The sequence below is a fragment of the Paenibacillus sp. FSL H7-0716 genome, from assembly GCF_038002705.1.
GTDB classification, from domain to species: domain Bacteria; phylum Bacillota; class Bacilli; order Paenibacillales; family Paenibacillaceae; genus Paenibacillus_AQ; species Paenibacillus_AQ odorifer.
On the sequence record NZ_JBBODA010000004.1, the window covers coordinates 244,412 to 267,998 of the forward strand.

Below are 23,587 nucleotides of genomic sequence, written 5' to 3' on the forward strand. Positions count from 1 at the left end.
CATTAATGATGGACTTGGGACTTCGTGGGAAATCAGTTTTTGTAGCCGCAGCAAGTAAAGGGTTAGGACTCGCAACTGCGCTGGAGTATGCCCGTGAGGGGGCGAAGGTAATGATCGCCAGCAGGAGTATGGAGCAGCTTGTAGACGCACAGAAAGAGATTCAGGCAGCCACAGGACAGCAGGTGAACATTGTTCAGATGGATGTGACTGTCCCAGAGGATATCGTACATGCTATTCAAACGGTTGTATCCCAAAACGGTGGGCTAGATGTTGTAGTGACCAATGCGGGGGGGCCTCATGGCGGAGGTTTCGCTGATATGGAAGACGCGGATTGGAACCAGGGGTTTGAGCTCACACTGATGAGCACCATTCGTTTGATCCGTGAATCACTGCCGCATCTGCGCTCTTCTGGGGCAGGGCGAATCGTTAATATAAGCTCGATTTCTATCAAGCAGCCTATTGAGGGGTTGATTCTTTCCAATGTTTTTCGCGCTGGCGTGTATGCCTTGACCAAGAGCTTGGCTACTGAGCTGGCTGCGGATCGCATTTTAATTAATACGATCGCACCAGGGCGTATTGCAACCGACCGGATTCTTCAACTAGACGGCAAACGTGCACAAGCAGAGGGGATCCCTATGGAGCAGATCCAAGAGGAAGCGCTGCTGCAGATCCCACTAGGAAGATTGGGCACGCCCGAAGAATTCGGCAAGGCTGCTGTTTTTTTAGGCTCTTTTGCGAATACTTATGTTACGGGACAATCTCTTTTAGTCGATGGAGGAATGGTGAAATCACTCTAACCTCCGGCGTTATGGGTAGGCTTTGAAAGGTAATGGAAATATTAGTAATTTCAATATTAGTTGCTTTGTGCTCTAAATAAGCGTATGATGGAGCGGTGGTCTAAATCGTAAGATTTACGAATTTTCCTACGTTTATTAGGTTATACTATATATAAACCTACAGATCATTTGGATAATTTACCATAAAGGCTCCACGAATTTATTCAGAAGGAGGACGATCAGAATGAGAGAAGGCATACATCCTAAGTACAACCAAGTGATTTTCTTGGATGCAAGCGTAGGCTTCAAATTCTTGAGTGCATCTACTAAATCATCCAATGAAACTATGGAATGGGAAGACGGCAACACTTACCCAGTGCTCCGTGTGGACGCAAGTTCCGCATCCCACCCATTTTACACTGGTAAACAAAGAGATACAGAACAAGGCGGCCGTGTTGACAAGTTCAAACAACGTCTTGCACAAAAGAAATAAGAATCCTTACGGATTGAAGAGGGACAACCCATGTAGAAGCAATCGCTTCGGGGATGTCCCTTTTTTGTGTTCAGGCATGTTAAAATGAGATGAATTTAAAAATATACATGGCGTCGAGGGAGCGATCAGTGATGGAAAATGTAATAAAAGTAGATACAGTCCTAAAGAGTGAGGACGTTCAGGAGTTTAACTTATGGTTCAGCTTGAATAGCCGGATTATACTTAACTCTTTCAGCGTAGTCGCTTACTTTATGATTTTGTTATTAATTACTAAGGATTACAGTACTCAAAGCATCTCAATCCTGGCTGTGACTGCTATAATTCTTGCCGCTGTCTTATGGTATATGACCAAGGCAAGCTTGATCAAAAAATCGAAAAAGGCGTTCAAAACAGATAACCTAATTCAGCAACCGCAAAATTATACGATTTCAGATGAAGGCATATCTTATCTTTCCGAAGCGGGCAGTGGACAAGTGAAGTGGGAAGAGATACATAAGATAGGTGAAACTACGAACTTGTTTGTGTTTTTTGTGTCCACACAGAGAGCGCTGATTATCCCTAAACGTTTCTTTGAATCGGCACAAGATAAAATAACATTTAAGGATTTAGCCAGAAAATATATGTTCTCCAACCGGGTGAAATTTAAGGCATAAGATGTGCTGTTATTGTTGATTCATTTGTATCAAGGATTAGGCTATAATGATAGGAGCGACTTGAAAAATAGGAGAAATATGGCATGCCATGGATTCAGGGATATCCGTATTACTTATTAATGGGCAGTGTTCTAAGTCTGTACATGGGCGTCAGCTCCTATCGGCACCGTAAGTTAGCAGGGAGACGCTATTTGTGGATCTTAATGCTGTTAGTCAGCCTTATATTTGTTGCAACGGCGGGAGAGATTATGTCACCCTCTTTTCAGTCTAAGCTGTGGTGGAAGAATGTGCAGCAGGCTCCGCTTTTTTTTAGTGCGCTCTTTACTTATGCTGTGGTAAAAGAATACGTATCTCCTTCCACAGGGCGCCTGCCCGTGAAGCTTGCCATCTTCTCTATCCCTATTGTTATGGATGTACTTCTTATTTTTACGGATAGCTATCATCATCTGATGCGCAGTGAAGTGTCCGTCCTGACGGTCGCGGGTGTTAGTGGAATTGCTGTAAAGCCTACGCTCCTTAGTATGGCTTTTATTGCGTATGATCAGCTTTTTGGGCTATATGCAGTCTGCTTGCTGGCAGTTTCCCTACTGAATACCCCGAGAGTTTATTTGCGGACTAATATCCTGCTGTTGGCGGGTTTGCTGGTTCCGGTTATTTCCGTCTTTTTACTTCCCCTCTTGAAGATTACCATTACAGGTTTTACGGCGTTTACTTATTTGCCTGCAATTATAGCGGCTTATTTCGCACTTTTTGTTAGCTCCAAATTAACCATCTTCCCTCTAACCAAAAACAAAATTCTAGAGCACATGAAAGATGGCGTAGTTCTGACTGACCGTTATGATAATATCATTGGCATAAACGATGCGGCGAATGCTATTTTATACGACATTACCGGAATAACGAATGATAACTGGATGGGAAAAAACATTGATCTTTTTATGAAGTCTCACAAAGACATTGCAGCTCATTACAGTCAGAGGACGGAAGGACAATTTGAGGTAGTTTGTTCTGGCGCAGGGGAGCTCTGTTATGGGGTTTCTTTAATTGCTACGGAACATGCGACAACAGAGAATAAAGGTATGCTTATTGTGTTTAGTGATCATAGTGAGAAAAAGCGATATGAGCGTGAACTGGTCTATCAGGCAACGGTTGATGATTTGACGGGGCTTTATAATCGCAGGCATTTCATGCAAAGGGTCCAGAATCAAACGATACCGGATGGATTAGGATTGGCTCTGCTGTTATTTGACATTGATGATTTTAAATTAATTAATGATACTTATGGTCATTTAGCGGGCGATCAGGCGTTAGTTGATTTCTCGAATAAAATACTTCAGGTATACCAGAATAAAGGTATTGCTGGAAGAGTAGGTGGCGAGGAATTTGCCGTATGCTTTTTCGCTGAAGATAAACGTGCAGCCTTAAAAGAAGCAGAGGATTTTCGTACAATGATGAGTGATTACACGATAATCTTGAATGAACAGGATAGCATTCATCTTACCGCAAGTATCGGAATCTCTTTTACGGAGCGTAGAGAGGTGACTTTCGAAGATTTATATCGGGAAGCGGATGAAGCGTTATATCACTCTAAGAATACAGGGAAGAACAGAGTTACGTTAGGTCGTGAACCAATCATAAGAGAAACTGTTAAGGGATAAGAACATCGAAGAAGAGGGAGTGGTCTAATGAATCTGACTGTTGATGGAGTGATGAGCAAGCTTGAGGAGATGGGTACAGAGCAGACGAAACGTACCTTCTTACGACATGGCGCAGTGGAACCTTTATTTGGAGTAAAGGTAGGGGATATGAAGAAGCTGGTTAAGGATGTGAAAAAAAATCAGAGTCTGGCAAGAGCTTTGTATCAGACAGGTAATTACGATGCAATGTATTTGGCTGGACTAACGGTCAATCCTAAGAGTATGACGAAGGAAGAGCTTCAAAGCTGGGCTTCGGCGGCCCGTTGGCATGCGGTAGTGGAATATATAGTATCCCCTCTCGCCGCAGAGAGTCCATATGGATTGGAACTTGCGAGAGAGTGGATTCGTTCCTCGGATGAACTAATAGCCGTTTGCGGCTGGAGCACTTATGCAAATTACATTTCAATTACACCGGATGATAAGCTGGACATCGCTGAAATCAGGGAGTTGTTACAACAAGTAGGCGCTACTATTCATCAGGAGCGGAATCGTGTCCGTTATACGATGAATACTTTCGTAATTATGGTGGGCAGCAGTATCACAGAACTGCATGAGGAGGCAGCAGGGATCGCAGCAGGTATAGGTAAGGTCCAGGTGAACATGGGACAAACCGCTTGTAAAGTACCCATGGCTGTTGATTATATTGCTAAGGTTGAACAGGCTGGGAAGCTTGGTGTGAAGAAGAAAACTTGTATTTGCTAGGTTAGATATTTAGGTAACCCTTCAAGGTGAAAGGCACTTGTGGGTTTTTTTATTCCGGGAAAAACAAATGTTTCAACCCTGCGGAAATTGTTTAAATTAGCAGCAGTCAAAATTTACATAGAAGAATAATGAAGCCTTATTCAAGTAATCTTTTGCAATGATGTAGAATAGAAAGGGGTTTATAGTTAGAAGACAGGACGGAGGCCAGTTGTGAACAAACGCCGATTCACTTTGCAGTATAAAATACTGTCAATTACAGTTTTAATCGTGATCTGTCTATTAGGATTTGTTTTTGTCATGCATGGCAGAATCAATGCTCTACAGCGGGAAACCAGCTTCATCTCTCATCAGGATCGAGAGATTACTAATTTAGCTAATCTAATTGAGAAGAATATTTTAGATATGGAAACCGGACAACGTGGATATGTCATCACCGGCGATAACAAGTATCTGGAGCCCTACAATTTGGGTAAGGCTGAATGGGAAGCTAATTATGATAAGCTTTACGTGCTGACTGCTAATGATTCTTTACAGCTACAGCGCCTGTTGGGTATTGAAAGTAAAATTAAGCAATGGATCGAACAATCCGGAAATTATGTAATCCAGTTGAAAAAAGAGGGACAGGACGCCGAGCTCCTAAGATACTTCAATTCCGACGACGGCAAAGATCAAATGGACCGGATTCGTAATCAGATCAGCACTTACCGCGAGACGATGAAGGAGAACACTAACAGCCTGATAGCTAGACAAGCAGACAAGAATAAATTATTGCTAGAGCTTCTTTATATTGCTTGGGCAATTATAGCGGTTACCGCGATGGTCGCTTCGTGGGTCAATTCACGCTCTATCGTTAGTACAGTCCGTAAAGTTACCCATACGATTGCAGGTTTGGATTCTGACGAAGATATGAAGACAAGGATAGAGATCACAACGAATGATGAGATCAGAGATCTGAGCGTAGCTACGAATCATCTGATAGACACGCAAGAAGAGCGGATATGGATTCAGGAGAAAGCAAACGACCTGATGGCCAAGTATCAGGGGATTACTCGAGTCTCGCAGCTCGGGGACATTTTTCTGTGTAAAACGGCAGAGGTAATAGAGTATCCATACGGTGCCTTATATGTTCGGTCACAAGAGCATGACCAGGACTTTTTAAAAAGAGTCTCTACTTTTGCCGGGAACAGCAATTTCTCGGATTTACAAACCTTCTATATTGGTGAAGGACTAGTTGGACAATGTGCTAAAGAGGCGCGTGTGATGCAAATACAGGATCTGCCGGAGGATTATATCAGTATTGAGTCCGGGCTGGGCGTCTCTTCACCGAAGTCGCTGCTGCTGCTGCCGATTTCTTTTTCAGGTGAAGTAGTTGCTGTGGTGGAAATCGCCGCCTTTGCTCCACTTACGGAATTCCAGATCAAGTTCTTGAAATCTATTTCGAATGCGTTTGGATCTGCCATTAACAGTACGATTAGCAGTATGAGAATCGATCAACTGCTGGAGCAATCTCAACGTCTTAACGAAGAGCTTCAAGTATACACCGAGGAACTACAGACTCAGTCTGAGGAGCTGCAGATCCAGACGGAGTCACTGCATGCAACAAATAGAAAGCTGGAGGATAAGAATCTGCTGGCGGAACAAAAGTCATTGGAGGCGGAAAGAGCTCAAATGGAGCTTAGTGAATACACAGAGTTATTGCAGCAAAGCTCACAATATAAATCGGAGTTTCTGGCTAATATGTCTCATGAACTGCGAACTCCGCTGAACGGCATTCTGCTGCTCTCCGAATTTCTTATGGAGAATCAGTTGGGAGCTTTAAGCGAAGAGGATATTGAATTCTCAAAAGCCATTCATTCTTCGGGACAAGATCTGCTGGCGTTGATTAACGACATTCTGGATTTGTCCAAGGTTGAGGCAGGAAAGCTGAATATTGAAATTGAAGCGATAAATATATCGGAGATTCCAGAGGCAATGATCCAGAACTTCAGTCAGCTTTCCCGCAAAAAAGAGATTCCTTTGCAAATACAGCTCGGAGAGGACTTGCCCCCGCTATTTTATTCAGATGCTCAAAGAGTACGGCAAATTATTATAAATTTGTTGTCCAATGCGTTTAAGTTTACAGCAGAAGGTGCAGTCACTCTGGAAATCCGTTTAGCAACTAAGGGCGAGCTGCTGGATTTGGCAGATTTGGGTACTGGGGTATTTATTGCCTTCGCCATCAAAGATACTGGAATTGGGATTTCAGAAGACAAACAGTCCATTATCTTCGAAGCGTTTCAACAGGCGAATGGAAATACAGAACGTCAATATGGGGGAACTGGGCTTGGTTTATCCATATCCAGAGAGCTGGCTACATTACTTGGTGGTAGAATTACGCTGGAGAGCCAAGAGGGTGCGGGCAGTGTCTTTACAGTGTATTTGCCTTTGCAGCTTGAGGCTCCAAGCCTTGTGGAGGTGGCTGATCATGCGACTGTTATTCAAGAGATGGGAAGTGGAGTGGTCCTTGCCGCTACAACGGCTGCGGATACACGTACTGACTTCACTTCTCTGAATCAAAAGCATGTACTTATCGTGGATGATGATGAACGGAATTTGTTCGCTTTATCAAATACCCTAAGAAAGCGCGGGCTGCATGTAACTACAGCTACTAACGGAGAGAGCGGCCTATATGAACTGGTGCAAGCAGCTTCTATAGACATCGTTCTTATGGATATTATGATGCCAGTGATGAACGGGTATGAGGCAATCAACCGGATCAGACAAATGCCTGCAAAGAAGGATATTCCCATCATTGCACTGACTGCAAAAGCGATGAAGGAAGATAAGGCTAAAATCCTTCAGGCAGGGGCAACAGATTATCTCAGCAAGCCGATTAACCTGGAACGTTTATTAGCGTTGATGCAATTGATTCTAGCTAGCGATTCATGAAATAGATATATGGAAGGGAACAATCACGGGGTGTCCTAGCAGTCATGACAATGGCTGCTGGGGCACCCCTGTTTTGTTGACCTTGAACTAGACCTCCAACTTCGGACAACTCGAGTGAAGTTGCGCGAACGAAGTAACTATAATCTGCTATCGGACACAGCTGACTGTTAACGTTGCTTTTTACCACATTTGTAATTCTAACGGACCCCACTGACGCTATTGGTATGCAAAACACCGAATATGCCCTTCTTTTTAATGAATAGTGGCGCTGGAGTCCGAAAATTTGCTCTGAAGGCGGAAAGATCGCAAATAACGTCAGCTGGGTCCTTGAGTTTCGCGATTATGATCATCTAAAACTCTGCAGCAAGGCGAGCAAAAGTGTGCCTAGGCGTTAAGCCGGCTTTCATTTACCTCAAATCGGCTGAAGCGAGTCAGCCAACCTATTGTCTCAAACGCAAAACAGCGATCCTCTCATAATGGAAGGATCGCTGTTTTAATGTCTCATTGGAATCCTTTTAATAAGATTCCAGTGTCTCTCTTATTGTTGCACAGAATCAACTACAACTTTGACAGCTGTGCCGATGGGTGGCAGGCTTCTAGTCAGCACCGGGCTGTAGAATCCGATAACCTTTGTACCTTTAACAAGCTCGCTGCTTTTAACAGCTTCGCCGTCTTTGTTAATGAGTACTGTATCTTCGCTAATGCGCAGCACTACTTCTTTTTGTGACAATTCGCTCAGGCCACTGCCTTTAACAGTGATGCTGATATTTCCCTTATCGTCTTTTTGAACTTCTTCAATAGTACCAGCAGTACCTAGAAGATCATCTTGTTTCTGCTTGTCCAGAACAGTGATCTTGTAAGTTGGTGTTTGTGGCGGAAGACTCATAGTCATGACCATGGAGTGTTCTGCTTTTACAGTCATCCCGATATGGAGATCTTTGAGTGCTATTTTAGTGCCGTCTGCCATCTCAATAACCGTATCTTCCCCTACATTTAATACGATTCCATCCGTACCTACACCTTGGATTTGAACGGATTGGTATTTACCACCATCATAGACAGCTGTAATCACACCAGTCTTAGTCATGTGCTGCTCGGCGGCATTTGTGTTGATCACAATGGAATCTCCCTTCACAGTCATGTTTTGATGAATTACTTCGCTTAAAAAGGAAGCTGGGACATACAAAGTGGAGTCAACCAATTGTGGTGCAGTTCCAAGTGTTGTATACATTTTGTTGATGCTATAACGGTCTTCTCCAGCCTTCACTGTAGTGAATACAGCGCCATTGATAAGTTCAACGGATTTATTCTGTGCATTCCAGGTTAATTCAAATCCAAGGGCTTCAGTAATCGAACGTAGTGGCACCATCGGTTCTTTGCCGCTTGTGCTTTGGAAGCCTGTTTCTTTAATGGTCGATCCGTTGATTTCAATCGCAAACGTCTTTTGATTAACGCTAGCGGAGGTTTGTGTAGCCTCATTTTTAGCAGAAGTTGTGGTGGGTGCAGCATAAGCTGCTCCTGTAGATAGGGCTAGGGACAAAGTTAAAAGAACTGTACTTGTTTTTAAAATGTTGTTCATGGTTGTGAGCTCCTTTTAAAATCTTTTGTTAGTGTTGTTATTATTCTGACGGGACACCCCTCCAAAATGTTGCAGTTTTTTTGCATCCCGATCGTAATCTTCATTCACTGCAAATATAAAAAAAGCATAAGACCCCCCAGCTATATGTAGTAATATGTAAGTATTAACAATCGCTCACATAAGGAGGCGCTATGGAGTCATTCAAAGATCGACTGAGATTCATGAAGGTACAGCAGGACGGGCTTATTAAGGAATATGAGGCTCTGATTGCGGAATATGAAAGTCACGATCTGGTCAACGAGAATGAATACTTGAAGAAGCAATATGAGAAGCATAAGCTTGCTTTGGTCGAGCTAAAGACTCAGGTAGGTAAGCTTCAAGAAGAGAATACTGAGCTAAGAGTTGCGCTAACGGAACAAATTTTAGATGAGAAGCTGGGCATTCTTAAAGTGTCGAGGCAGAAGCTGCAGACTTATTTTGCCTCTAGAAGCCACGCTCATACGGATCGGCTGACGGTTTTTGAAGTGGAGACGAAACGTCATATTCAGCAGCTGTACCACAAAGCCTCCAGGCAGTTAGGTGAGGAACAAGCAGAGATATCCAGTCGACTCGGGGCGTTGGCGGCAGAATTAAATGAGCGCGTGCTGGCACAGCGGCAGAGACTGAGGGAAGCGGAACTTCGCCTTAACTCAGGCATGGATAATGGATTACATGATTTTGCCTCGGAAGAGATCACTGAAGAGGTGCTTAAGCGCCGAAGAAAACAAAATCAGATCGAAATGAAGATTGGACTAAGCTGGATTAATAAGCTGGGTATTCTGCTGTTGATTTTGGCGGTGGGGGCAGGCTTCCGGTATACCTATTCCAACTGGTTCACAGGTTATATGAAGGGAAGCGCTTTTTTTCTACTGGGCTTATTGATGCTGGGAGGCGGGGAGTGGTTATACCGCAAAGGAAAAGGCACCTTCGCTTTAGGGCTGCTTGGCGGCGGCATTTCGGTGCTGTATGGCTCTATTTTTTATAGCTATTTTCTGCTTGATATTATTGGTATATATGTAGGGTTATCCTTGTCTGTACTCGTTACTTTAACTGCGGTACTCCTGTCTTTAAGGTATGAATCACGGAGTATTTGTGCGCTGGGCTTAATCGGAGGGTATCTGCCCTTATACTCTTATCTGGGGGCGTTTGGACTTTCGGGCAACGCGGTTTATGTGGCTATGGGTTACTTGTTTCTATTGAATTTATTTATCTTATTGATTTCTTTCCGCAAACGCTGGAACGTTGTAAATTATATCAGCTACTTATTTAATACACCCTCCATGCTTATATTAATAGCTTTGTCGGATAGCAACGGAATTAATATGTGTTATGCTGTTTTGACTTTTGCGATGTATCTGGGAATTACCTTGTGGTATCCGTTCAAATATCGTTCCAAGCTGTCCTGGTGGGATTTCTCTCTCTTAGGATGTAATACGTTTATTAGCTGTCTCACCTTGTATATTTTATTTATGGATGCAGGACTGAAGGATTACAATGGTGCACTGGCGTTGCTTTTCTGCCTGCTGTATCTTGGTCTGGGTCGAGGGCTTGAGAAGCTGATGCCACAGGAAAAAGAAAGCATGCTGCTGTTCTACGCCACTTCACTGACCTTCGGGATATTGATGATTCCATTTCAATTTGGAGCGGCTTGGTGGTCCATCGGTTGGCTGATTGAGGGCGTCGTTCTTACGCTGTATGGAAATCTGAACCGCTTTAAGGGGATGGAAAGGGCGGGCTGGGGCATTATGATGCTCTGCCTTGTAGTATTCTTCTGTCTAAATGTACCGACGCAGTGGGTTGCAGACTATCAATGGACGAATTTTAGAGATGTTTACTTCCCGCTAAAATATGTCTTTATCACAGCAGGCATGCTGATTGTCGCGGTGTTGTATGCTGTTCAGCATAACCGTAAGGATGCTCTTCAGCGCAGCGAACCTTATGAAATCACCTTAGCGTTGTGGTTTAAATATGCGGCGTTATTAAATTTCTGGATCTACGGCTTGTATGAATTGGGAAGATTGTATCATCTGGTTGTACCGGAGGACTTTGCGCATAGAACCTTCTATAATTTGCTGCTGTCCGCTGTATGGACCTTGGTTCTGGCTTACGTGCTGCCAAAGGTGAAGGTGCTGTATGACACGATTGTTAAATATTTTGTGAGACTTCTGTTTGGGATTGGCTACGTCATTTGTATAGTTATTACAGTAGGTCTGCCAAGTCTGCAAAATAATTTGGCGCAAAATACAGCAGCTGATTATATCGCACTGGCCGTGCTGATTATCTTTAATATCTTTGTTTGGTTTAGCGGACGTGATCTGCTGATTGCAGCGCTGAATCGCCAGTTTAAGAGTATGGAGATCTATCCTGTTTTCATGGCGATTTATCTACTCGGCATTATCACCGCTTTCTTAGGAGTGCAATTGCAATTGAGTGATGCAGGTTTAATTTTTAGTCTCATTTATCTACTATTAGCCGTTCTGTTTATCATGTATGGCTTCCGCAAAAGGTATGTATACATCCGGCGCTTCGGCCTTGGATTAACACTGCTGGCAACGGGCAAGCTGCTGCTTTATGATTTGGGTCTGCTGAACACTGGCAGCAAAATCATAGCCTATGCCAGCTTTGGCATCTGCTTGCTCGGCATCTCCTATCTCTATCAAAAGGTGTCAAACCGGATGGAGGAGGGCCAGACAACCGCCGATAATGGCACTAAGGGATAAAACACAACGAGAATAATAGGAAGGAAGACGGTGGATGTACGAGACTTATATTTTCGACCTGTATGGCACATTAATCGATATTCAGACAGATGAGGAGAAACCGGAGGTATGGGATCGGTTATCGCTCCATTTCGGATATCAGGGGATGTCCATAACAGGAAGTGAGCTACAGGCACAATTTCTGCGGGAGAGGGATTTACAGCTCACCGAAGCCGCGCGGAATTGTCAGTATCCAGATTTCGTAATGGAGGATGTGTTTCGTTCTGTGGCCCGTCAATTGGGTGGAGAACCGGATCAAGCGTGGTTACATGAAACGGTTAGATGGCTGCGGACATTATCGATGATCCATATCTCACTTTATGAGGGTGTGGTTGAAATTCTGCAAACATTAAGAGAACGTGGCAAAAAGGTATTTTTGCTCTCCAATGGCCAGAAAACCTTTATAGAAGCAGAATTAACGATGCTGGGTATTCTTCCTTTATTCGATGGCATTGCCATTTCCTCCGAAGCAGGAGTGAGTAAGCCAGACCCTCTATTTTATCGTTATTTAGTTGAGCATTATGGAGCGGATTTGCGTTCGGCCATCATGATCGGGAATGATCCCCGTACGGATATTGCAGGGGCACTAACGATAGGAATAGATTCTTGTTACATTCGTACGGCTTCTTCACCCCCCAATACGACTGTGGAGAGTACTCAATCGATATGGGACGGGGATTTGCGGAAGATCCCCGGATGGAACGCTTAGACACACAAAAAGTCCCCGTAACCGGATTCTTGCTGACCGGTTACAGGGACTTTTGTATGTCGGGCGTCCGTGACTAGAGCGCCGGTAATTTATCTAGATTACACCTTCAGCCAGCATAGCGTCGGCCACTTTTTTGAATCCAGCGATGTTCGCTCCTGCAACAAGGTTGCCGGACTGTCCATATTGCTCGGATGCATTTACAGATTGTTCGTAGATGGAAACCATGATTTCATGCAGCTTCGTATCTACTTCTTCAAAGCTCCAGGACAACCGCATGCTGTTTTGTGCCATTTCAAGCGCAGATACAGCTACGCCGCCAGCATTAGCAGCTTTAGCAGGTGCGAATAGTACGCCAGCTTGTTGGAACTGATGAATAGCTTCAAGGGTGGATGGCATATTGGCACCTTCGCCTACTGCTTTTACACCATTCTCAATCAGTTTCAATGCCATGGCTTCATCAATCTCATTCTGAGTAGCACTCGGAAGGGCGATATCACAAGGAATGGTCCAAATTTGCGTGGAATCTTCAGTATATACAGCGTTAGGATGTTCATTCACATATTCACTAATCCGTTTTCTTTCGACTTCTTTCAGGCGGCGGACAGTTTCGAGGTTAATCCCATTTTCGTCATAGATATATCCCGCGGAATCACTACAAGCTACGACTTTAGCGCCTAGCTGTACAGCTTTTTCGATCGCATAGATCGCTACGTTACCAGAACCGGAAACAACAACGCGGCTTCCTTCAAAAGAAAGGCCTTTTGCTTTCAGCATCTCGTTTACGAAATAAACTGTACCGTAACCAGTGGCCTCTGTCCGAGCCTGACTTCCGCCGTAACCAATACCTTTACCAGTCAATACGCCAGCCGGATATCCTCCGCGGATCCGCTTGTATTGTCCGTACATGTAGCCAATCTCACGACCACCTACACCGATATCTCCTGCAGGAACGTCTTGGTCAGGACCGATGTAATTTTGCAATTCAGTCATGAAGCTTTGTGCAAAACGCATGATTTCGCCTTCGGATTTACCTTTAGGATCAAAGTCGGATCCGCCTTTACCTCCGCCGATGTGTTGGCCGGTAAGAGCATTTTTGAAGATTTGCTCGAAACCAAGGAATTTGATAATACTAGCATTAACGGATGGGTGAAAACGAAGTCCACCTTTGTAAGGTCCAATTGCACTGCTGAACTGTACACGATATCCACGGTTAACTCTGACCTTACCTTGATCGTCTGTCCAAGGAACACGGAACATAATCAAACGTTCTGGCTCAACCAATCTTTCCAGAATGGCATTTTCCTGATACTTAGGTTCAGCAGCGAGGATTGGAAGCAAAGATTCAAGGATTTCCTTTACGGCCTGATGAAATTCGGGCTCAAAAGGATTACGCGCAACAACCTGTGCGTATACGTCTTCGATATAACGATGTGCCTTGTTGCTGTTTGTGTCTAATTGCTGGGTAGATACAGAGCTCATGAATTCAACCGCCTTTTCTAGTATTCATTTGGTCCAACACTTTTTTTATATTTTGGCACAAGTCAATGTTCCTCACAACTGTTTTTATTAAATAACTTACTTCAAGTGGAACGTTATAGACGCCGGGATGATAAGAAAAGTGTGAATAAACCGCGGTATACTTCGCGTAATGACGCGTTAAAGCGCGAAATATGCTACAATGATTGTGTAATAATTGTAAGGAGATGAAATTTAAAAAATGAGTGACAAAGTAAATGAGCAGGAGCTAGTAAATGTATTATCTGCCAAAACCAAAGTGGATCCGCAAATCATCCGCTTAGTATTGAAGCATGAACAGACCTTTATCAATAAGGCCAAGGCGAACGCCAAGGGTGAGGTAGACATCGACAGCGATGATCTGGTCGACTATGTAACTGCCCAACGTGATGTGAAGCTGGATGAAATCACAGTAGAGACCATTCTTGATGCAGAAATGGATTACTTGATGGATAAAGGGTTGGCAGGTTATATCGATTAACAATCGATTAACATGGTTAAGCGCCCGGCTCGGCTGCTGCTGTTTACAGGCAATAAGAGCCGGAGTGAAAATTAAATAGGCATACGCATTGCTTTTAGTGATTTAGTGTGGTACAATGAAATCAATCATAAATTTAACCCTTAATTCACATATTGTAAAAGGTTATCATTTGTGCGTATGAGTCCTTTTCCAATGTGTGAATTTTTATTTGTTCGTACACTACGTAGGAATAAAAGGACATGTGTTAAATAAAATATTGGAGGTAATATCATGCAAACAGGTACAGTGAAATGGTTTAACGCAGACAAAGGATTCGGTTTTATCGAGGTTGAAGGTGGAAGCGACGTATTCGTACACTTCTCCGCAATCACAGGCGACGGATTTAAATCTTTGGACGAAGGCCAACGCGTTGAGTTCAACGTAACTCAAGGCGCTCGTGGACCACAAGCCGAAAACGTTGTAAAACTGTAGTTTAAAAATCAGGCTGCCCTTAACACAAGTTGAGGGCAGCTTTTTTTATTTTCATATTATGAATCTGCCCCTAATAGGGTAGCGATATCGTCTCGATTCGATCCAAGGAGGGGTACTTATGTATTTTCGTAAAAAAGCACTGGAGGAACTTCCGCAAGAAGACACAGCAATTTGGTCCTGTACCAAGGAAGGTTGCACAGGTTGGATGCGCGATAATTTCGCCTTTCAATATGTACCTACCTGCTGGCAATGCAACTCTCCCATGACTAGAAGTATGAAGATACTGCCAACGCTTGTGAATACGAATGCAGACATGAAGGCCATGAAAAAGGGCATTTCGATTAAGTGATCGAAGAAGCTAATATACTCAAACAGCTGGACCCTTGGACGGGAGCAGCTGTTTTTTTGTTTGATTATTTTATTAACTGTGCAGTAATTTCTCCCATTCCGTTAAGGTTATGTTCTCTGAAATAGGCTTCAGATGTTCAGGAACCTCTACGTGGCACATAAATTCCAAGCTGTTGCCGTCAGGGTCGTTGAAGTAGACAGAAGCATTTCCTTGATAAGCCCGGATAAAAGGCTCAACAGAAGTCCGGTTGCGGAACGGAATAGCCTCTACCCCAATCGATTCCAGCCATTGCAGTGATTGCTTCAAGTCCTCGTAAGTGACACGGAAGGCAATATGCCGCAAGGACGGGTGGTATGGGGTTTGAACCTCCTGGCCCTCCCAAAGGCCAATCCAGCTCCGACCTTCCTCGATCCAGAAGAATACAGTTTCTTCATCCCGCCAAGCCATTTTCAGACCTAATTTCTCATAAAATTCGATGGATACTTCAAGATTGCTTACTGGTAAATGTGCTTCATATAGTCCTTTGATCATTGGATAGCACCTGCCGATCTGTCGATTTTGCGGGCTAAATTCAGGAATGCTTCTAATACTAGGTGAATGCGATCTTCGATTTCTTGTCCACCCTCGTATCCGTCGTACCCGACCTCGAACCGCTTGCGTTGCAGTCCGCCGATGGAGATCCAGTCTGGTGTATTAATGCCGTGCAGGTTACGTACGATGGCTTGCAATTGAAGTAATGAGCTTATCCCTACCGCTCCCCCGGCTGAACTGGCGGATAACACAACTTTACCGCTGAAATGCGCCTGGCCTAGATGATCAATCGCATTTTTTAATACGCCACTTACCGAGCCGTGATATTCCGGAGTAACCAAGATTACTGCATCCGCTGCTAACATCTCTTGTTTAAGCTCGTTTAAATGTTCATGCTCTGTGTAAATCTCGTCTGGTGAATAAAAGGGAAGTGGGCGTTTGTAGAGATCAAACACGGTAACCTTTTCCCCATGCTGACTAATGAAATGGGCAGCATGTTCTGCCAGCCTCGTGCTGGTTGCTTCTTTTCGATTACTGCCTGTCAGGATCATCACTTTCATCTGTATCCACTCCTATGTGAGGTCAATTGCTATAAACCAATGATAGTTGAATCGGCCTCTGTTAACATCAGCACATGGAATGAACATACATAATAAAAACGCTCAGCCATTGTGCTGAGCGTCTAAGACTAAAGTTGTAGAGGCGTTTTGATTCTAGGCGTTATAGCCGCCTTTCAATGCGAAAATGGCAGCCTGAGTCCGATCCGCTAAGTTTAGCTTTCCGAGAACGTGGCTGACATGGGTCTTAACGGTTTTTTCGGTGATGACCAGCTTGCTGGCAATCTCTTTGTTACTCATACCGAGCGCAATCAGGTCTAATACTTCTTGCTCGCGTGGGGTAAGAAGCTCTAATCCGCTGATCGCAGCAGGTGTTGTGTTTGGGCCGTTCGGATCGGAAGTATTAAGCTCCAATTGCTCTAGCGTAGAAGTTGCCATTAGATTCATCAGTTGGCTGGCAGCCTCGGAATGTAGCTCCACTTGCCCGTTATGTACCTTGCGGACCGCAACTACCAGCGCTTCTGGTTCTATATCTTTAAGCAAATAGCCTTTGATTCCTACGCGGATAGCCGGGAGTACATGATCCTGATCCGAAAAGGAGGTCAATACAATGACTTTGACCTGCGGGTGGGAGATCCGCAGTGCTTGAGCGGTCTCAATGCCATCCATAATGGGCATATGCAAATCCATTAATATGACATCCGGGTTCAATTCAGCTGTTCTTTCCAGTGCCTCGCGGCCGTTGGAGGCCTCTCCAATAACCTTGATATCGGGTTGTGTGGAGAGAAATACTTGCAGCCCACGGCGTACCATTGCATGGTCGTCTACTAATAATAAGTTTATCGTCATTTATGATCACCCGACTTCATGTAGATTGGATGGGCAGAGGTATGGTTGCTTCAACCGTTGTGCCCTGATTTTCCATACTGTGGATATGAATACGGCCAGAGAGAGCTTCTGCTCTTTCCTTCATAATATGCAGACCAAGAGATTCATTAGTGTCTGTGTTAGAACGCCGTTTGGCCCCGCCTTTACCTTGGTCGGCAACGCTCAGTACCACCTCGGCTGCATTGAGATGCAGAGATACCTCTGCTTTAGAGGTTCCGGAATGCTTTCGTACATTATTGAGCGCTTCTTGGCCAATGCGCCACAGCCCTTCCTCCACGTTGCGGGGAAGCTCGTGAACACCGCTCCGTTGCGTCTGTATCAGCAGCCCTAGCTGCTGGCCATGAGCCTGCAGCGCAGTCAATAAACCGGCTTCTAGTCCGGCAGGCCGAAGCTGCATAATTAATGCACGCATTTCTTTGAGTGCTGACTGGGATAAAGCTTGAATATCGCGGACAGCCTCAGTAGCAGGATGGGAGATCTGCTCCTGCTTCAGCATGCTTTCCACGCCTTTGGCGGTCATTGAGAGGGAGAAGAGGATCTGGTTCACGGAGTCGTGCAGGTCACGGGCCAGACGATTCCGCTCGTCAAGACGCGCAATTTCGCGGCGTTTCTCTCCAAGCTGAGCACTTTCCAATGTAGCGGAAATATGCTCAGCGACAGCCTCAAGCACCTCTCCATCCGCAGTTGCGGAAGCTAGTGCTTTGGGTGAGGTGATCAGTAGAATTCCTGCACCTTGTGCGGCAATCTGCCGAAAGGGCACAGCGAGCATCACAACACGCTCCGCGACAGGTTGTTCAGAACAGCAGAACTTCGTAATTTCCTGCTCTTCATCAGGGGTTAATGTCGCAAAGCGTTGTCCTTTTGCGATATCTCCTAGACGTGCTTTAAAAGAATCCGAGAGCTCGAAGCGAGCTATTCCCGGCGTTATATTAGCCGCATAGGCAGCATGGACTTCGAATTGTTCCTCATGCTGCCCGATAATCGCTGCAAAGGGCCAATCGAAATAGTCGCCAATCAGGGCGGCGCTTTTCTCGATCAGAATACTGGGCGAGATACATTGGTTGGCGGTTAGATTTAAAGCTGCGCTGAATTCGCCTAATTTGGCGTACAGATTCGCGCGGCGCTGCTCGGTGCTATATAACTGCATCCGTTCAATAGCACTGCCAATTTGCAAAGCCACGGATTGCAGCAGAGCCAGCTCGCTGTCGGCGTAATGTGCTTTGCCTGGTGCGGCCACATTCATAAGTCCCAAGTAACGCTCACCTGAATGCAGCGGGACGGTAGCGTGGTGGGTGATGCCCAGCGTATCGCCCCAGTTATACTGCCTGGCATTACTCAGCCGCTTGCAGCTTAGAATGTTAACGGCATGCTCAAGCCGACCGTCCCATAGGCGGCTTAGGCACCAGCAGCTTCCGCACTGCATTGGTTGTTTATTGTCGCGCTGTAGTGCAGGTGGCAGACCTCGATCAGCGGCACACTCATATTCCATGTATTCTTCGCTCAGGAAGATCCAGCCTGCAGTATTTCCGGTTAACTCAAGTAGCTTGCCCATGACTGTGTCGAGCATGGGTCTCAGCTCATTGGAACTGTTTAAAGTCTCTGCAATCGTTTTGAGCGTCAGTAACTCATGGATTCCGGTTTCCTCCGGCATGAAGCTCTCTCCTTTAGCTTTGTTAATTATGTTCTATCTATTGTAACGTAGAATGGTTCATTCGTTCTCAAATTTTAGGTAATGTTGGCGTAAATAAAAAGAAGGTTCCTTAAGATCTGATATGACCTTAAAGAACCCTCTGTATATACATGTTAATTTACAGCTGCAGGAGTAGCGGAAGGCGTACAGTGTTCTGGAGCTTCGTGTTCAATAAGTCCATGTTTCTCCCAAGCTCGGCTCTTCCAGCGGAAATACATAATGACGGCTCTCACCCACTCATCGACCGCAGTAGCAATCCACACGCCGGCTAACCCGAGATCAAGTTGGAACACCAGGAAATAACCAAGAGGTAAGCTCATGCAGACCATGGAGATCAGTCCCATATATACAGGGAATTTGGCATCGCCCGAGGCGCGTAAGGAGTTAATGATAACCAGATTGGTTGTGCGCCCGGTTTCCAGGAAGAAGCTAAGCAATATGACCTGCGCCCCCATCCTAATGATGTTCTCATTGTCTGTGAAAAGCCCGAATAGTGGTACCCGGAAGAAAATCACCACAGCATCTATTATTACGGTAACCAGCAACGCCCACTTTACACTGGTGAATACACGCTTATAGGCTTCATCAGGGCGTCTAGCTCCCACGAGATGTCCTACAACGATGGAAGTTCCCATAGAGACAGCTACACTGAATAAATAAATATAATTAGAAATATTGAGCGCGTACTGGCGAGTAGCCATAGCTTCAGCGCCTAAATAAGTAATATACAGTGTGAATACAAGCTGGCACGATTGATAAGTGATCGATTCAAAAGCGGACGGGATGCCGATTTTGAGAATTTGCAGCACGTATTTTTTAGAAAGATGAATGTAATAGGTTACTTTCACCCTTACCTCCATCACTCTGTAGAGCAGCAGGAAGAAAAGGATCAGGCAGATAAAGCGACTCATCACTGTTGAGATAGCCGCACCCTCCACACCTAACGCCGGAAGTCCGAAATGACCATAAATGAGCAGGTAGTTGCCCACCACGTGAATGATATTCATCAGCAAGGATACGACCATCGTCTGTTTGGTGAAACCGTGAGTACGGATAGTAGTCGCCAGAGCATTAATTAATGCTTGCAGAAAAATACCGCCCCCAACAATATTCATGTAGGCTTTGGCGTAAATGAGGATATCCCCTTTTACATTCAGCGCAGTCAGTAACGTCCCTCCGAATATCAGCAAAAACGTACTTAGGAGAATGCCGACTAACAGGTTTAGGGTAATGGCATTGCCGGTCACTTGAGCGGCTTCCAGAGGTTTTTTGGAACCGAGATATTGGGAGACCACAATAGCTGCGCCGTTACCAATTACACTGAGGACTAAAATTGCTATCGCAATGATCTGATTCGCTGCGCCGACACCAGACACGGCATCGTCCGACACTGAACTGATCATAAAAGTATCCACACTGCCCATGAGCATAAAGAGGAATAGCTCGAGGAAAATCGGCCAGGTCAGTTTGACCAGGTTGAATTCCTGGTGATTATTTTGCTTCATTGTGCACCTTCTTATATTATGATGTACTTCCTAAAATTCCATAAACAAACTGTAATGTTAGCACAGCTTTCATGGAAATGCAGTATTTTTACAGAAAAATGACAAAACGTTTTTAATTTAGGTCGAAAAGAGCCCTCTAACCGCACATTAGTATCCTCCAGGTAACTACATCACAATAAAGTGCCTACTTCCCTAGAGGGATGTAAGGAACTACAATTTGTACATGACTTACTAAAATATATTAATGAGGAGTGCAAATAAATATGAAATTACAATTAGCGTTGGATTTAGTGGACATTGCGGGAGCGAAAGAGGTTGTCTCAAAAGTTGCCGAATTTATAGATATCGTTGAAATTGGAACACCTATCGTTATAAATGAAGGTTTGCATGCAGTGAAGGCAATCAAAGAGGCTTTTCCTGCTTTGACTGTGTTGGCAGATTTGAAAATCATGGACGCAGGTGGATATGAAGTGATGAAGGCCGTGGAAGCGGGCGCGGATATCGTTACTGTACTTGGTGTTTCTGATGATTCTACCATTAGAGGTGCAGTGGAGGAAGCAAAGAAAACCAATAAAGAGATTCTAGTTGATCTGATCAATGTGAAGGATATCAAAACAAGAGCGGCTGAAGTAGACGCACTTGGCGTAGACTATATCTGTGTACACTCTGGATATGACCATCAAGCGGAAGGTAAAAATTCTTTTGCAGATTTAAATGCGATTAAGAGTGTGGTTAAGCAGGCTAAAACAGCTATTGCTGGAGGGATCAAGCTAAGCACACTTCCAGAAGTGATCGCTGCGAACCCTGATCTTGTCATCGTTGGCGGAGGCATCACAGGTGAAGCGGATCAAAAGGCTGCCGCAGCAGAAATGAAACGTCTAGTTAGTCAGGCTTAAGATTACAATGGATACAATGAAATACGCACAGCACATTATAGAGGAGCTCCAGCGCTCCATATCTCAGCTTGATGAAGAAGAGACTGAACGAATGGCTGAGCTGCTGCTTCAGTCCAACAAGATCTTCGTGGCTGGAGCGGGCAGATCTGGATTGATGGGACGGGCCTTTGCTATGCGGTTAATGCATGTTGGTAAAGAGGCTTATGTTGTAGGCGAAACGGTGACTCCGGGGATTGAACAGGGGGATGTGTTAGTCCTCGGTTCCGGTTCCGGTGAGACGAAAGGGTTGATCTCTATGGCTGAGAAAGCCAAAGGGGTGGGTGCAGAAGTTGTTGCCGTTACCATTGCGCCGGATTCGACGGTTGGACGTTTAGCGGGCTACACAGTGAAGCTGCCGGGATCTCCAAAAGATCCGGCCAGTGGAAGCTACAGCACGATCCAGCCGATGGCTTCTTTATTCGAACAGACGATGTTGGTCTTTTATGATGCTATTATTCTGCGAATGATGGAGAAGACGGGGCAGACGAATCAGCAAATGTTCGGCAAGCATGCTAATTTAGAGTGAACGTACAGAAACGAATGCCTTCCTATAAGGAGGTTATTCGTTTTTGTGTTAGTATGATAACAGGAGAGAGGAGGCGCTTTAGGTATGGCAACCGAGATTAAAGATCGTATAAACTTGAAGGAAATTAACTGTGAGAAGGAATTGACGCTTGCGGTGATCGGAGGGAAATGGAAGCTGATTATCCTCTGGCATCTAGGGCTTGAAGGGACAAAGCGATTCAGCGAGCTGAAGAAGCTAATTCCTCATATCACGCAAAAAATGTTGACCAATCAGCTTCGCGAGCTCGAAGAGGACCAGCTGGTTCTAAGAAAAGTGTACGCTGAGGTTCCGCCAAAAGTAGAGTATTCCCTGACTTCATATGGCCAAAGTCTGCTTCCCGTCCTTCGATTGATGTATGATTGGGGTAAAAATTACGGAGAAAACGTGATCTGGAAGGACACGCCGCCGGAAGAAAGATGCTAATCGAATAGTCTATGAACATTAATAATCCCTGAGAGGTCTGGAGCGGCCTCTACAGGGATTTTTTGGTGTTTTAAAGGAGTGATGCGGATAATGCTTTAGGCTTTCTGTTCGAATAGCTTAGCAATCTCCACGATAACATTTACCGCTTTTACCATATTGTCCGCAGAGGCGTATTCAAATTTGCCATGGAAATTCTCGCCTCCGGTGAAAATATTAGGTGTCGGCAAGCCCATGTAGGATAGCTGCGAGCCATCTGTGCCTCCGCGAATCGGGCGGATGATTGGTGTGATGTTAAGGTTCTCCATCGCCTCATGGGCAATATCGACGATATGACGCACAGGCTCGATTTTTTCACGCATATTGTAATATTGGTCCTTCATTTCAAGCACGATGTTCTCTTCGCCATGGATGCTTTTGAATTCTTCTACGACAGCTGAGAGATAAGCTTTACGTGCCTCGAATTTCTCACGGTCGAAGTCGCGGATGATATATTGCAGCTTGCTGAATTCAGGTGTGCCTTCTATAGAGCTTAGGTGATAAAAGCCATCATAACCGTCTGTATATTCGGGCGCTTCCTCAGCAGGGAGTCTGAGATGAAGTGCCATGGCGATTTTGGCGGAATGAATCATCTTTCCTTTTGCAGTACCAGGGTGAACATTAACGCCGTAGACTGAGATTTTGGCAGACGCAGCATTAAAGCTTTCATACTCTAATTCTCCGAGTGGACCTCCGTCTACAGTGTAAGCATAGGAAGCATTAAAAGCGGCTACGTCAAATTTATGAGGCCCGCGGCCGATTTCTTCGTCTGGTGTGAAGGCAACTCTAATCTTGCCGTGTTTGATTTCTGGATGTTGAATGAGGTAATGCATGGCGGTCATAATCTCAGCAATACCGGCTTTATTATCTGCGCCAAGCAGGGTTGTGCCATCGGTTGTAATTAAGGTGTGGCCTTTGTATTCCGCCAGCTCCGGAAAGCTCGCTGTGGACAATACAACATTCAGCTCTTTATTCAAAAGAATATCTTGACCATCATAGTTCTCGATAATCTGTGGCTTCACATTCGTTCCGGTAAAATCAGTCGCCGTATCCAAATGGGCTAAAAAACCAATGGTCGGAACATCCTTGTCCGTATTCGTAGGGAGTGACGCCATAACATAGCCATGCTCGTCCACCTGGACTTCCTCCATGCCGATTTCCTTAAGCTCTTTAACCAGCTTGTGAGCCAGAACCATCTGTCCCGGAGTGGAAGGGCAAGTCTCATTATCTTCATTCGATTGGGTATCCATTTGTGCATACGAAATAAACCGTTCTACAACCTCTTTCTTCACCTTGGGTCATCTCC

Annotated in this window: 22 protein-coding genes; 14 read left to right on the top strand and 8 right to left on the bottom strand. The window is 44.9% G+C overall.

Annotation, left to right across the window (positions count from 1 at the left end):
- The first annotated feature begins 8 nt into the window (after positions 1–8).
- The 6 genes from MHH60_RS07660 (at position 9) to MHH60_RS07685 (ending at position 7,249) form a co-directional block, all read left to right on the top strand.
- On the top strand, positions 9–797 hold the full coding sequence (locus MHH60_RS07660) for an SDR family oxidoreductase (protein WP_076132717.1): 789 nt from the start codon (positions 9–11) through the stop codon (positions 795–797).
- 223 nt (positions 798–1,020) lie between these two features.
- Positions 1,021–1,269: a type B 50S ribosomal protein L31 gene (locus MHH60_RS07665; RefSeq protein ID WP_036682161.1), complete on the top strand. Its 249-nt coding sequence runs from the start codon at positions 1,021–1,023 to the stop codon at positions 1,267–1,269.
- A gap of 131 nt (positions 1,270–1,400) precedes the next feature.
- Entirely contained in the window at positions 1,401–1,922 is a 522-nt protein-coding gene (locus tag MHH60_RS07670; protein WP_076105074.1) for a YcxB family protein, read from the top strand.
- Positions 1,923–2,005: 83 nt separating this feature from the next.
- Positions 2,006–3,580, top strand: coding sequence for a histidine kinase N-terminal 7TM domain-containing diguanylate cyclase (locus tag MHH60_RS07675; protein WP_076132715.1), 1,575 nt, complete (start codon positions 2,006–2,008; stop codon positions 3,578–3,580).
- 33 nt (positions 3,581–3,613) lie between these two features.
- On the top strand, positions 3,614–4,321 hold the full coding sequence (locus tag MHH60_RS07680) for a DNA alkylation repair protein (RefSeq protein ID WP_076132943.1): 708 nt from the start codon (positions 3,614–3,616) through the stop codon (positions 4,319–4,321).
- A gap of 210 nt (positions 4,322–4,531) precedes the next feature.
- A complete protein-coding gene (locus tag MHH60_RS07685) occupies positions 4,532–7,249 on the top strand; it encodes a CHASE3 domain-containing protein (protein ID WP_081388807.1) in 2,718 nt (905 codons plus the stop codon).
- A gap of 538 nt (positions 7,250–7,787) precedes the next feature.
- On the opposite strand, the gene MHH60_RS07690 is transcribed toward MHH60_RS07685, so the two are convergent.
- Complete coding sequence (locus MHH60_RS07690) at positions 7,788–8,828, bottom strand: stalk domain-containing protein (protein WP_076105072.1); 1,041 nt, start codon at positions 8,826–8,828, stop codon at positions 7,788–7,790.
- A 191-nt stretch (positions 8,829–9,019) separates the two neighbouring features.
- Between MHH60_RS07690 and MHH60_RS07695 the strand changes: the two genes are divergently transcribed.
- Both MHH60_RS07695 and MHH60_RS07700 read left to right on the top strand, forming a co-directional pair.
- Positions 9,020–11,587 carry a DUF2339 domain-containing protein gene (locus tag MHH60_RS07695; protein ID WP_076132714.1) on the top strand — a complete coding sequence of 856 codons (2,568 nt, stop codon included), beginning with the start codon at positions 9,020–9,022 and terminating at the stop codon, positions 11,585–11,587.
- 34 nt (positions 11,588–11,621) lie between these two features.
- Positions 11,622–12,335, top strand: a complete 714-nt coding sequence (locus tag MHH60_RS07700) for an HAD family hydrolase (RefSeq protein ID WP_076132712.1) — start codon at positions 11,622–11,624, stop codon at positions 12,333–12,335.
- Positions 12,336–12,428: 93 nt separating this feature from the next.
- Here the strand turns inward: MHH60_RS07700 and gdhA are convergent, their stop codons facing one another.
- Positions 12,429–13,814 (bottom strand): NADP-specific glutamate dehydrogenase, encoded by a 1,386-nt coding sequence (gene gdhA, locus MHH60_RS07705; protein ID WP_036682144.1) that lies wholly within the window; start codon positions 13,812–13,814, stop codon positions 12,429–12,431.
- 238 nt (positions 13,815–14,052) lie between these two features.
- Between gdhA and MHH60_RS07710 the strand changes: the two genes are divergently transcribed.
- The 3 genes from MHH60_RS07710 (at position 14,053) to MHH60_RS07720 (ending at position 15,151) form a co-directional block, all read left to right on the top strand.
- The gene (locus MHH60_RS07710; RefSeq protein WP_038573758.1) at positions 14,053–14,331 is read left to right on the top strand and encodes a hypothetical protein; all 279 of its coding nucleotides are present in this window, start codon (positions 14,053–14,055) and stop codon (positions 14,329–14,331) included.
- A 270-nt stretch (positions 14,332–14,601) separates the two neighbouring features.
- Entirely contained in the window at positions 14,602–14,802 is a 201-nt protein-coding gene (locus tag MHH60_RS07715) for a cold-shock protein (RefSeq protein ID WP_019914790.1), read from the top strand.
- Between the two features lie 118 nt (positions 14,803–14,920).
- On the top strand, positions 14,921–15,151 hold the full coding sequence (locus MHH60_RS07720; RefSeq protein ID WP_036682139.1) for a cold-shock protein: 231 nt from the start codon (positions 14,921–14,923) through the stop codon (positions 15,149–15,151).
- 72 nt (positions 15,152–15,223) lie between these two features.
- Here MHH60_RS07720 and MHH60_RS07725 read toward each other — a convergent pair whose 3' ends face one another.
- From MHH60_RS07725 to MHH60_RS07745, 5 genes are all read right to left on the bottom strand, one after another.
- Complete coding sequence (locus MHH60_RS07725) at positions 15,224–15,682, bottom strand: VOC family protein (RefSeq protein ID WP_076132710.1); 459 nt, start codon at positions 15,680–15,682, stop codon at positions 15,224–15,226.
- On the bottom strand, positions 15,679–16,242 hold the full coding sequence (locus MHH60_RS07730) for an NADPH-dependent FMN reductase (protein ID WP_076132708.1): 564 nt from the start codon (positions 16,240–16,242) through the stop codon (positions 15,679–15,681). Before MHH60_RS07730 ends, MHH60_RS07725 begins: the two co-directional genes overlap by 4 nt.
- Before the next feature lie 153 nt (positions 16,243–16,395).
- A complete protein-coding gene (locus MHH60_RS07735; protein WP_076132706.1) occupies positions 16,396–17,088 on the bottom strand; it encodes a response regulator in 693 nt (230 codons plus the stop codon).
- Positions 17,089–17,104: 16 nt separating this feature from the next.
- Positions 17,105–18,778 carry a GAF domain-containing sensor histidine kinase gene (locus MHH60_RS07740; RefSeq protein ID WP_076132704.1) on the bottom strand — a complete coding sequence of 558 codons (1,674 nt, stop codon included), beginning with the start codon at positions 18,776–18,778 and terminating at the stop codon, positions 17,105–17,107.
- Between the two features lie 152 nt (positions 18,779–18,930).
- The gene (locus tag MHH60_RS07745) at positions 18,931–20,322 is read right to left on the bottom strand and encodes an MATE family efflux transporter (RefSeq protein ID WP_038573751.1); all 1,392 of its coding nucleotides are present in this window, start codon (positions 20,320–20,322) and stop codon (positions 18,931–18,933) included.
- Between the two features lie 263 nt (positions 20,323–20,585).
- Here MHH60_RS07745 and hxlA point away from each other — a divergent pair, with 263 nt between their 5' ends.
- The 3 genes from hxlA (at position 20,586) to MHH60_RS07760 (ending at position 22,245) form a co-directional block, all read left to right on the top strand.
- Positions 20,586–21,218, top strand: coding sequence for a 3-hexulose-6-phosphate synthase (gene hxlA, locus MHH60_RS07750; protein WP_038573749.1), 633 nt, complete (start codon positions 20,586–20,588; stop codon positions 21,216–21,218).
- A gap of 7 nt (positions 21,219–21,225) precedes the next feature.
- The gene (gene hxlB, locus MHH60_RS07755) at positions 21,226–21,783 is read left to right on the top strand and encodes a 6-phospho-3-hexuloisomerase (RefSeq protein ID WP_076132702.1); all 558 of its coding nucleotides are present in this window, start codon (positions 21,226–21,228) and stop codon (positions 21,781–21,783) included.
- A gap of 84 nt (positions 21,784–21,867) precedes the next feature.
- Positions 21,868–22,245: a winged helix-turn-helix transcriptional regulator gene (locus MHH60_RS07760; RefSeq protein ID WP_036682121.1), complete on the top strand. Its 378-nt coding sequence runs from the start codon at positions 21,868–21,870 to the stop codon at positions 22,243–22,245.
- 95 nt (positions 22,246–22,340) lie between these two features.
- On the opposite strand, the gene pepT is transcribed toward MHH60_RS07760, so the two are convergent.
- Positions 22,341–23,573, bottom strand: coding sequence for a peptidase T (gene pepT, locus MHH60_RS07765; RefSeq protein WP_076132700.1), 1,233 nt, complete (start codon positions 23,571–23,573; stop codon positions 22,341–22,343).
- Between the last annotated feature and the right edge of the window lie 14 nt (positions 23,574–23,587).

Excerpts from the sequence above, each read along its gene's own strand:
- MHH60_RS07715 (WP_019914790.1), top strand. The coding sequence starts at position 14,602 with ATGCAAACAGGTACAGTGAAATGGTTTAACGCAGACAAAGGATTCGGT.
- MHH60_RS07700 (WP_076132712.1), top strand. The coding sequence starts at position 11,622 with ATGTACGAGACTTATATTTTCGACCTGTATGGCACATTAATCGATATT.
- MHH60_RS07745 (WP_038573751.1), bottom strand. The coding sequence starts at position 20,322 with ATGAAGCAAAATAATCACCAGGAATTCAACCTGGTCAAACTGACCTGG.
- MHH60_RS07730 (WP_076132708.1), bottom strand. The coding sequence starts at position 16,242 with ATGAAAGTGATGATCCTGACAGGCAGTAATCGAAAAGAAGCAACCAGC.
- MHH60_RS07725 (WP_076132710.1), bottom strand. The coding sequence starts at position 15,682 with ATGATCAAAGGACTATATGAAGCACATTTACCAGTAAGCAATCTTGAA.
- hxlA (WP_038573749.1), top strand. The coding sequence starts at position 20,586 with ATGAAATTACAATTAGCGTTGGATTTAGTGGACATTGCGGGAGCGAAA.
- hxlB (WP_076132702.1), top strand. The coding sequence starts at position 21,226 with ATGGATACAATGAAATACGCACAGCACATTATAGAGGAGCTCCAGCGC.
- MHH60_RS07710 (WP_038573758.1), top strand. The coding sequence starts at position 14,053 with ATGAGTGACAAAGTAAATGAGCAGGAGCTAGTAAATGTATTATCTGCC.
- MHH60_RS07735 (WP_076132706.1), bottom strand. The coding sequence starts at position 17,088 with ATGACGATAAACTTATTATTAGTAGACGACCATGCAATGGTACGCCGT.
- MHH60_RS07695 (WP_076132714.1), top strand. The coding sequence starts at position 9,020 with ATGGAGTCATTCAAAGATCGACTGAGATTCATGAAGGTACAGCAGGAC.
- MHH60_RS07660 (WP_076132717.1), top strand. The coding sequence starts at position 9 with ATGGACTTGGGACTTCGTGGGAAATCAGTTTTTGTAGCCGCAGCAAGT.
- MHH60_RS07740 (WP_076132704.1), bottom strand. The coding sequence starts at position 18,778 with ATGCCGGAGGAAACCGGAATCCATGAGTTACTGACGCTCAAAACGATT.
- MHH60_RS07760 (WP_036682121.1), top strand. The coding sequence starts at position 21,868 with ATGGCAACCGAGATTAAAGATCGTATAAACTTGAAGGAAATTAACTGT.
- MHH60_RS07665 (WP_036682161.1), top strand. The coding sequence starts at position 1,021 with ATGAGAGAAGGCATACATCCTAAGTACAACCAAGTGATTTTCTTGGAT.
- MHH60_RS07690 (WP_076105072.1), bottom strand. The coding sequence starts at position 8,828 with ATGAACAACATTTTAAAAACAAGTACAGTTCTTTTAACTTTGTCCCTA.
- MHH60_RS07720 (WP_036682139.1), top strand. The coding sequence starts at position 14,921 with ATGTATTTTCGTAAAAAAGCACTGGAGGAACTTCCGCAAGAAGACACA.
- MHH60_RS07670 (WP_076105074.1), top strand. The coding sequence starts at position 1,401 with ATGGAAAATGTAATAAAAGTAGATACAGTCCTAAAGAGTGAGGACGTT.
- MHH60_RS07675 (WP_076132715.1), top strand. The coding sequence starts at position 2,006 with ATGCCATGGATTCAGGGATATCCGTATTACTTATTAATGGGCAGTGTT.
- gdhA (WP_036682144.1), bottom strand. The coding sequence starts at position 13,814 with ATGAGCTCTGTATCTACCCAGCAATTAGACACAAACAGCAACAAGGCA.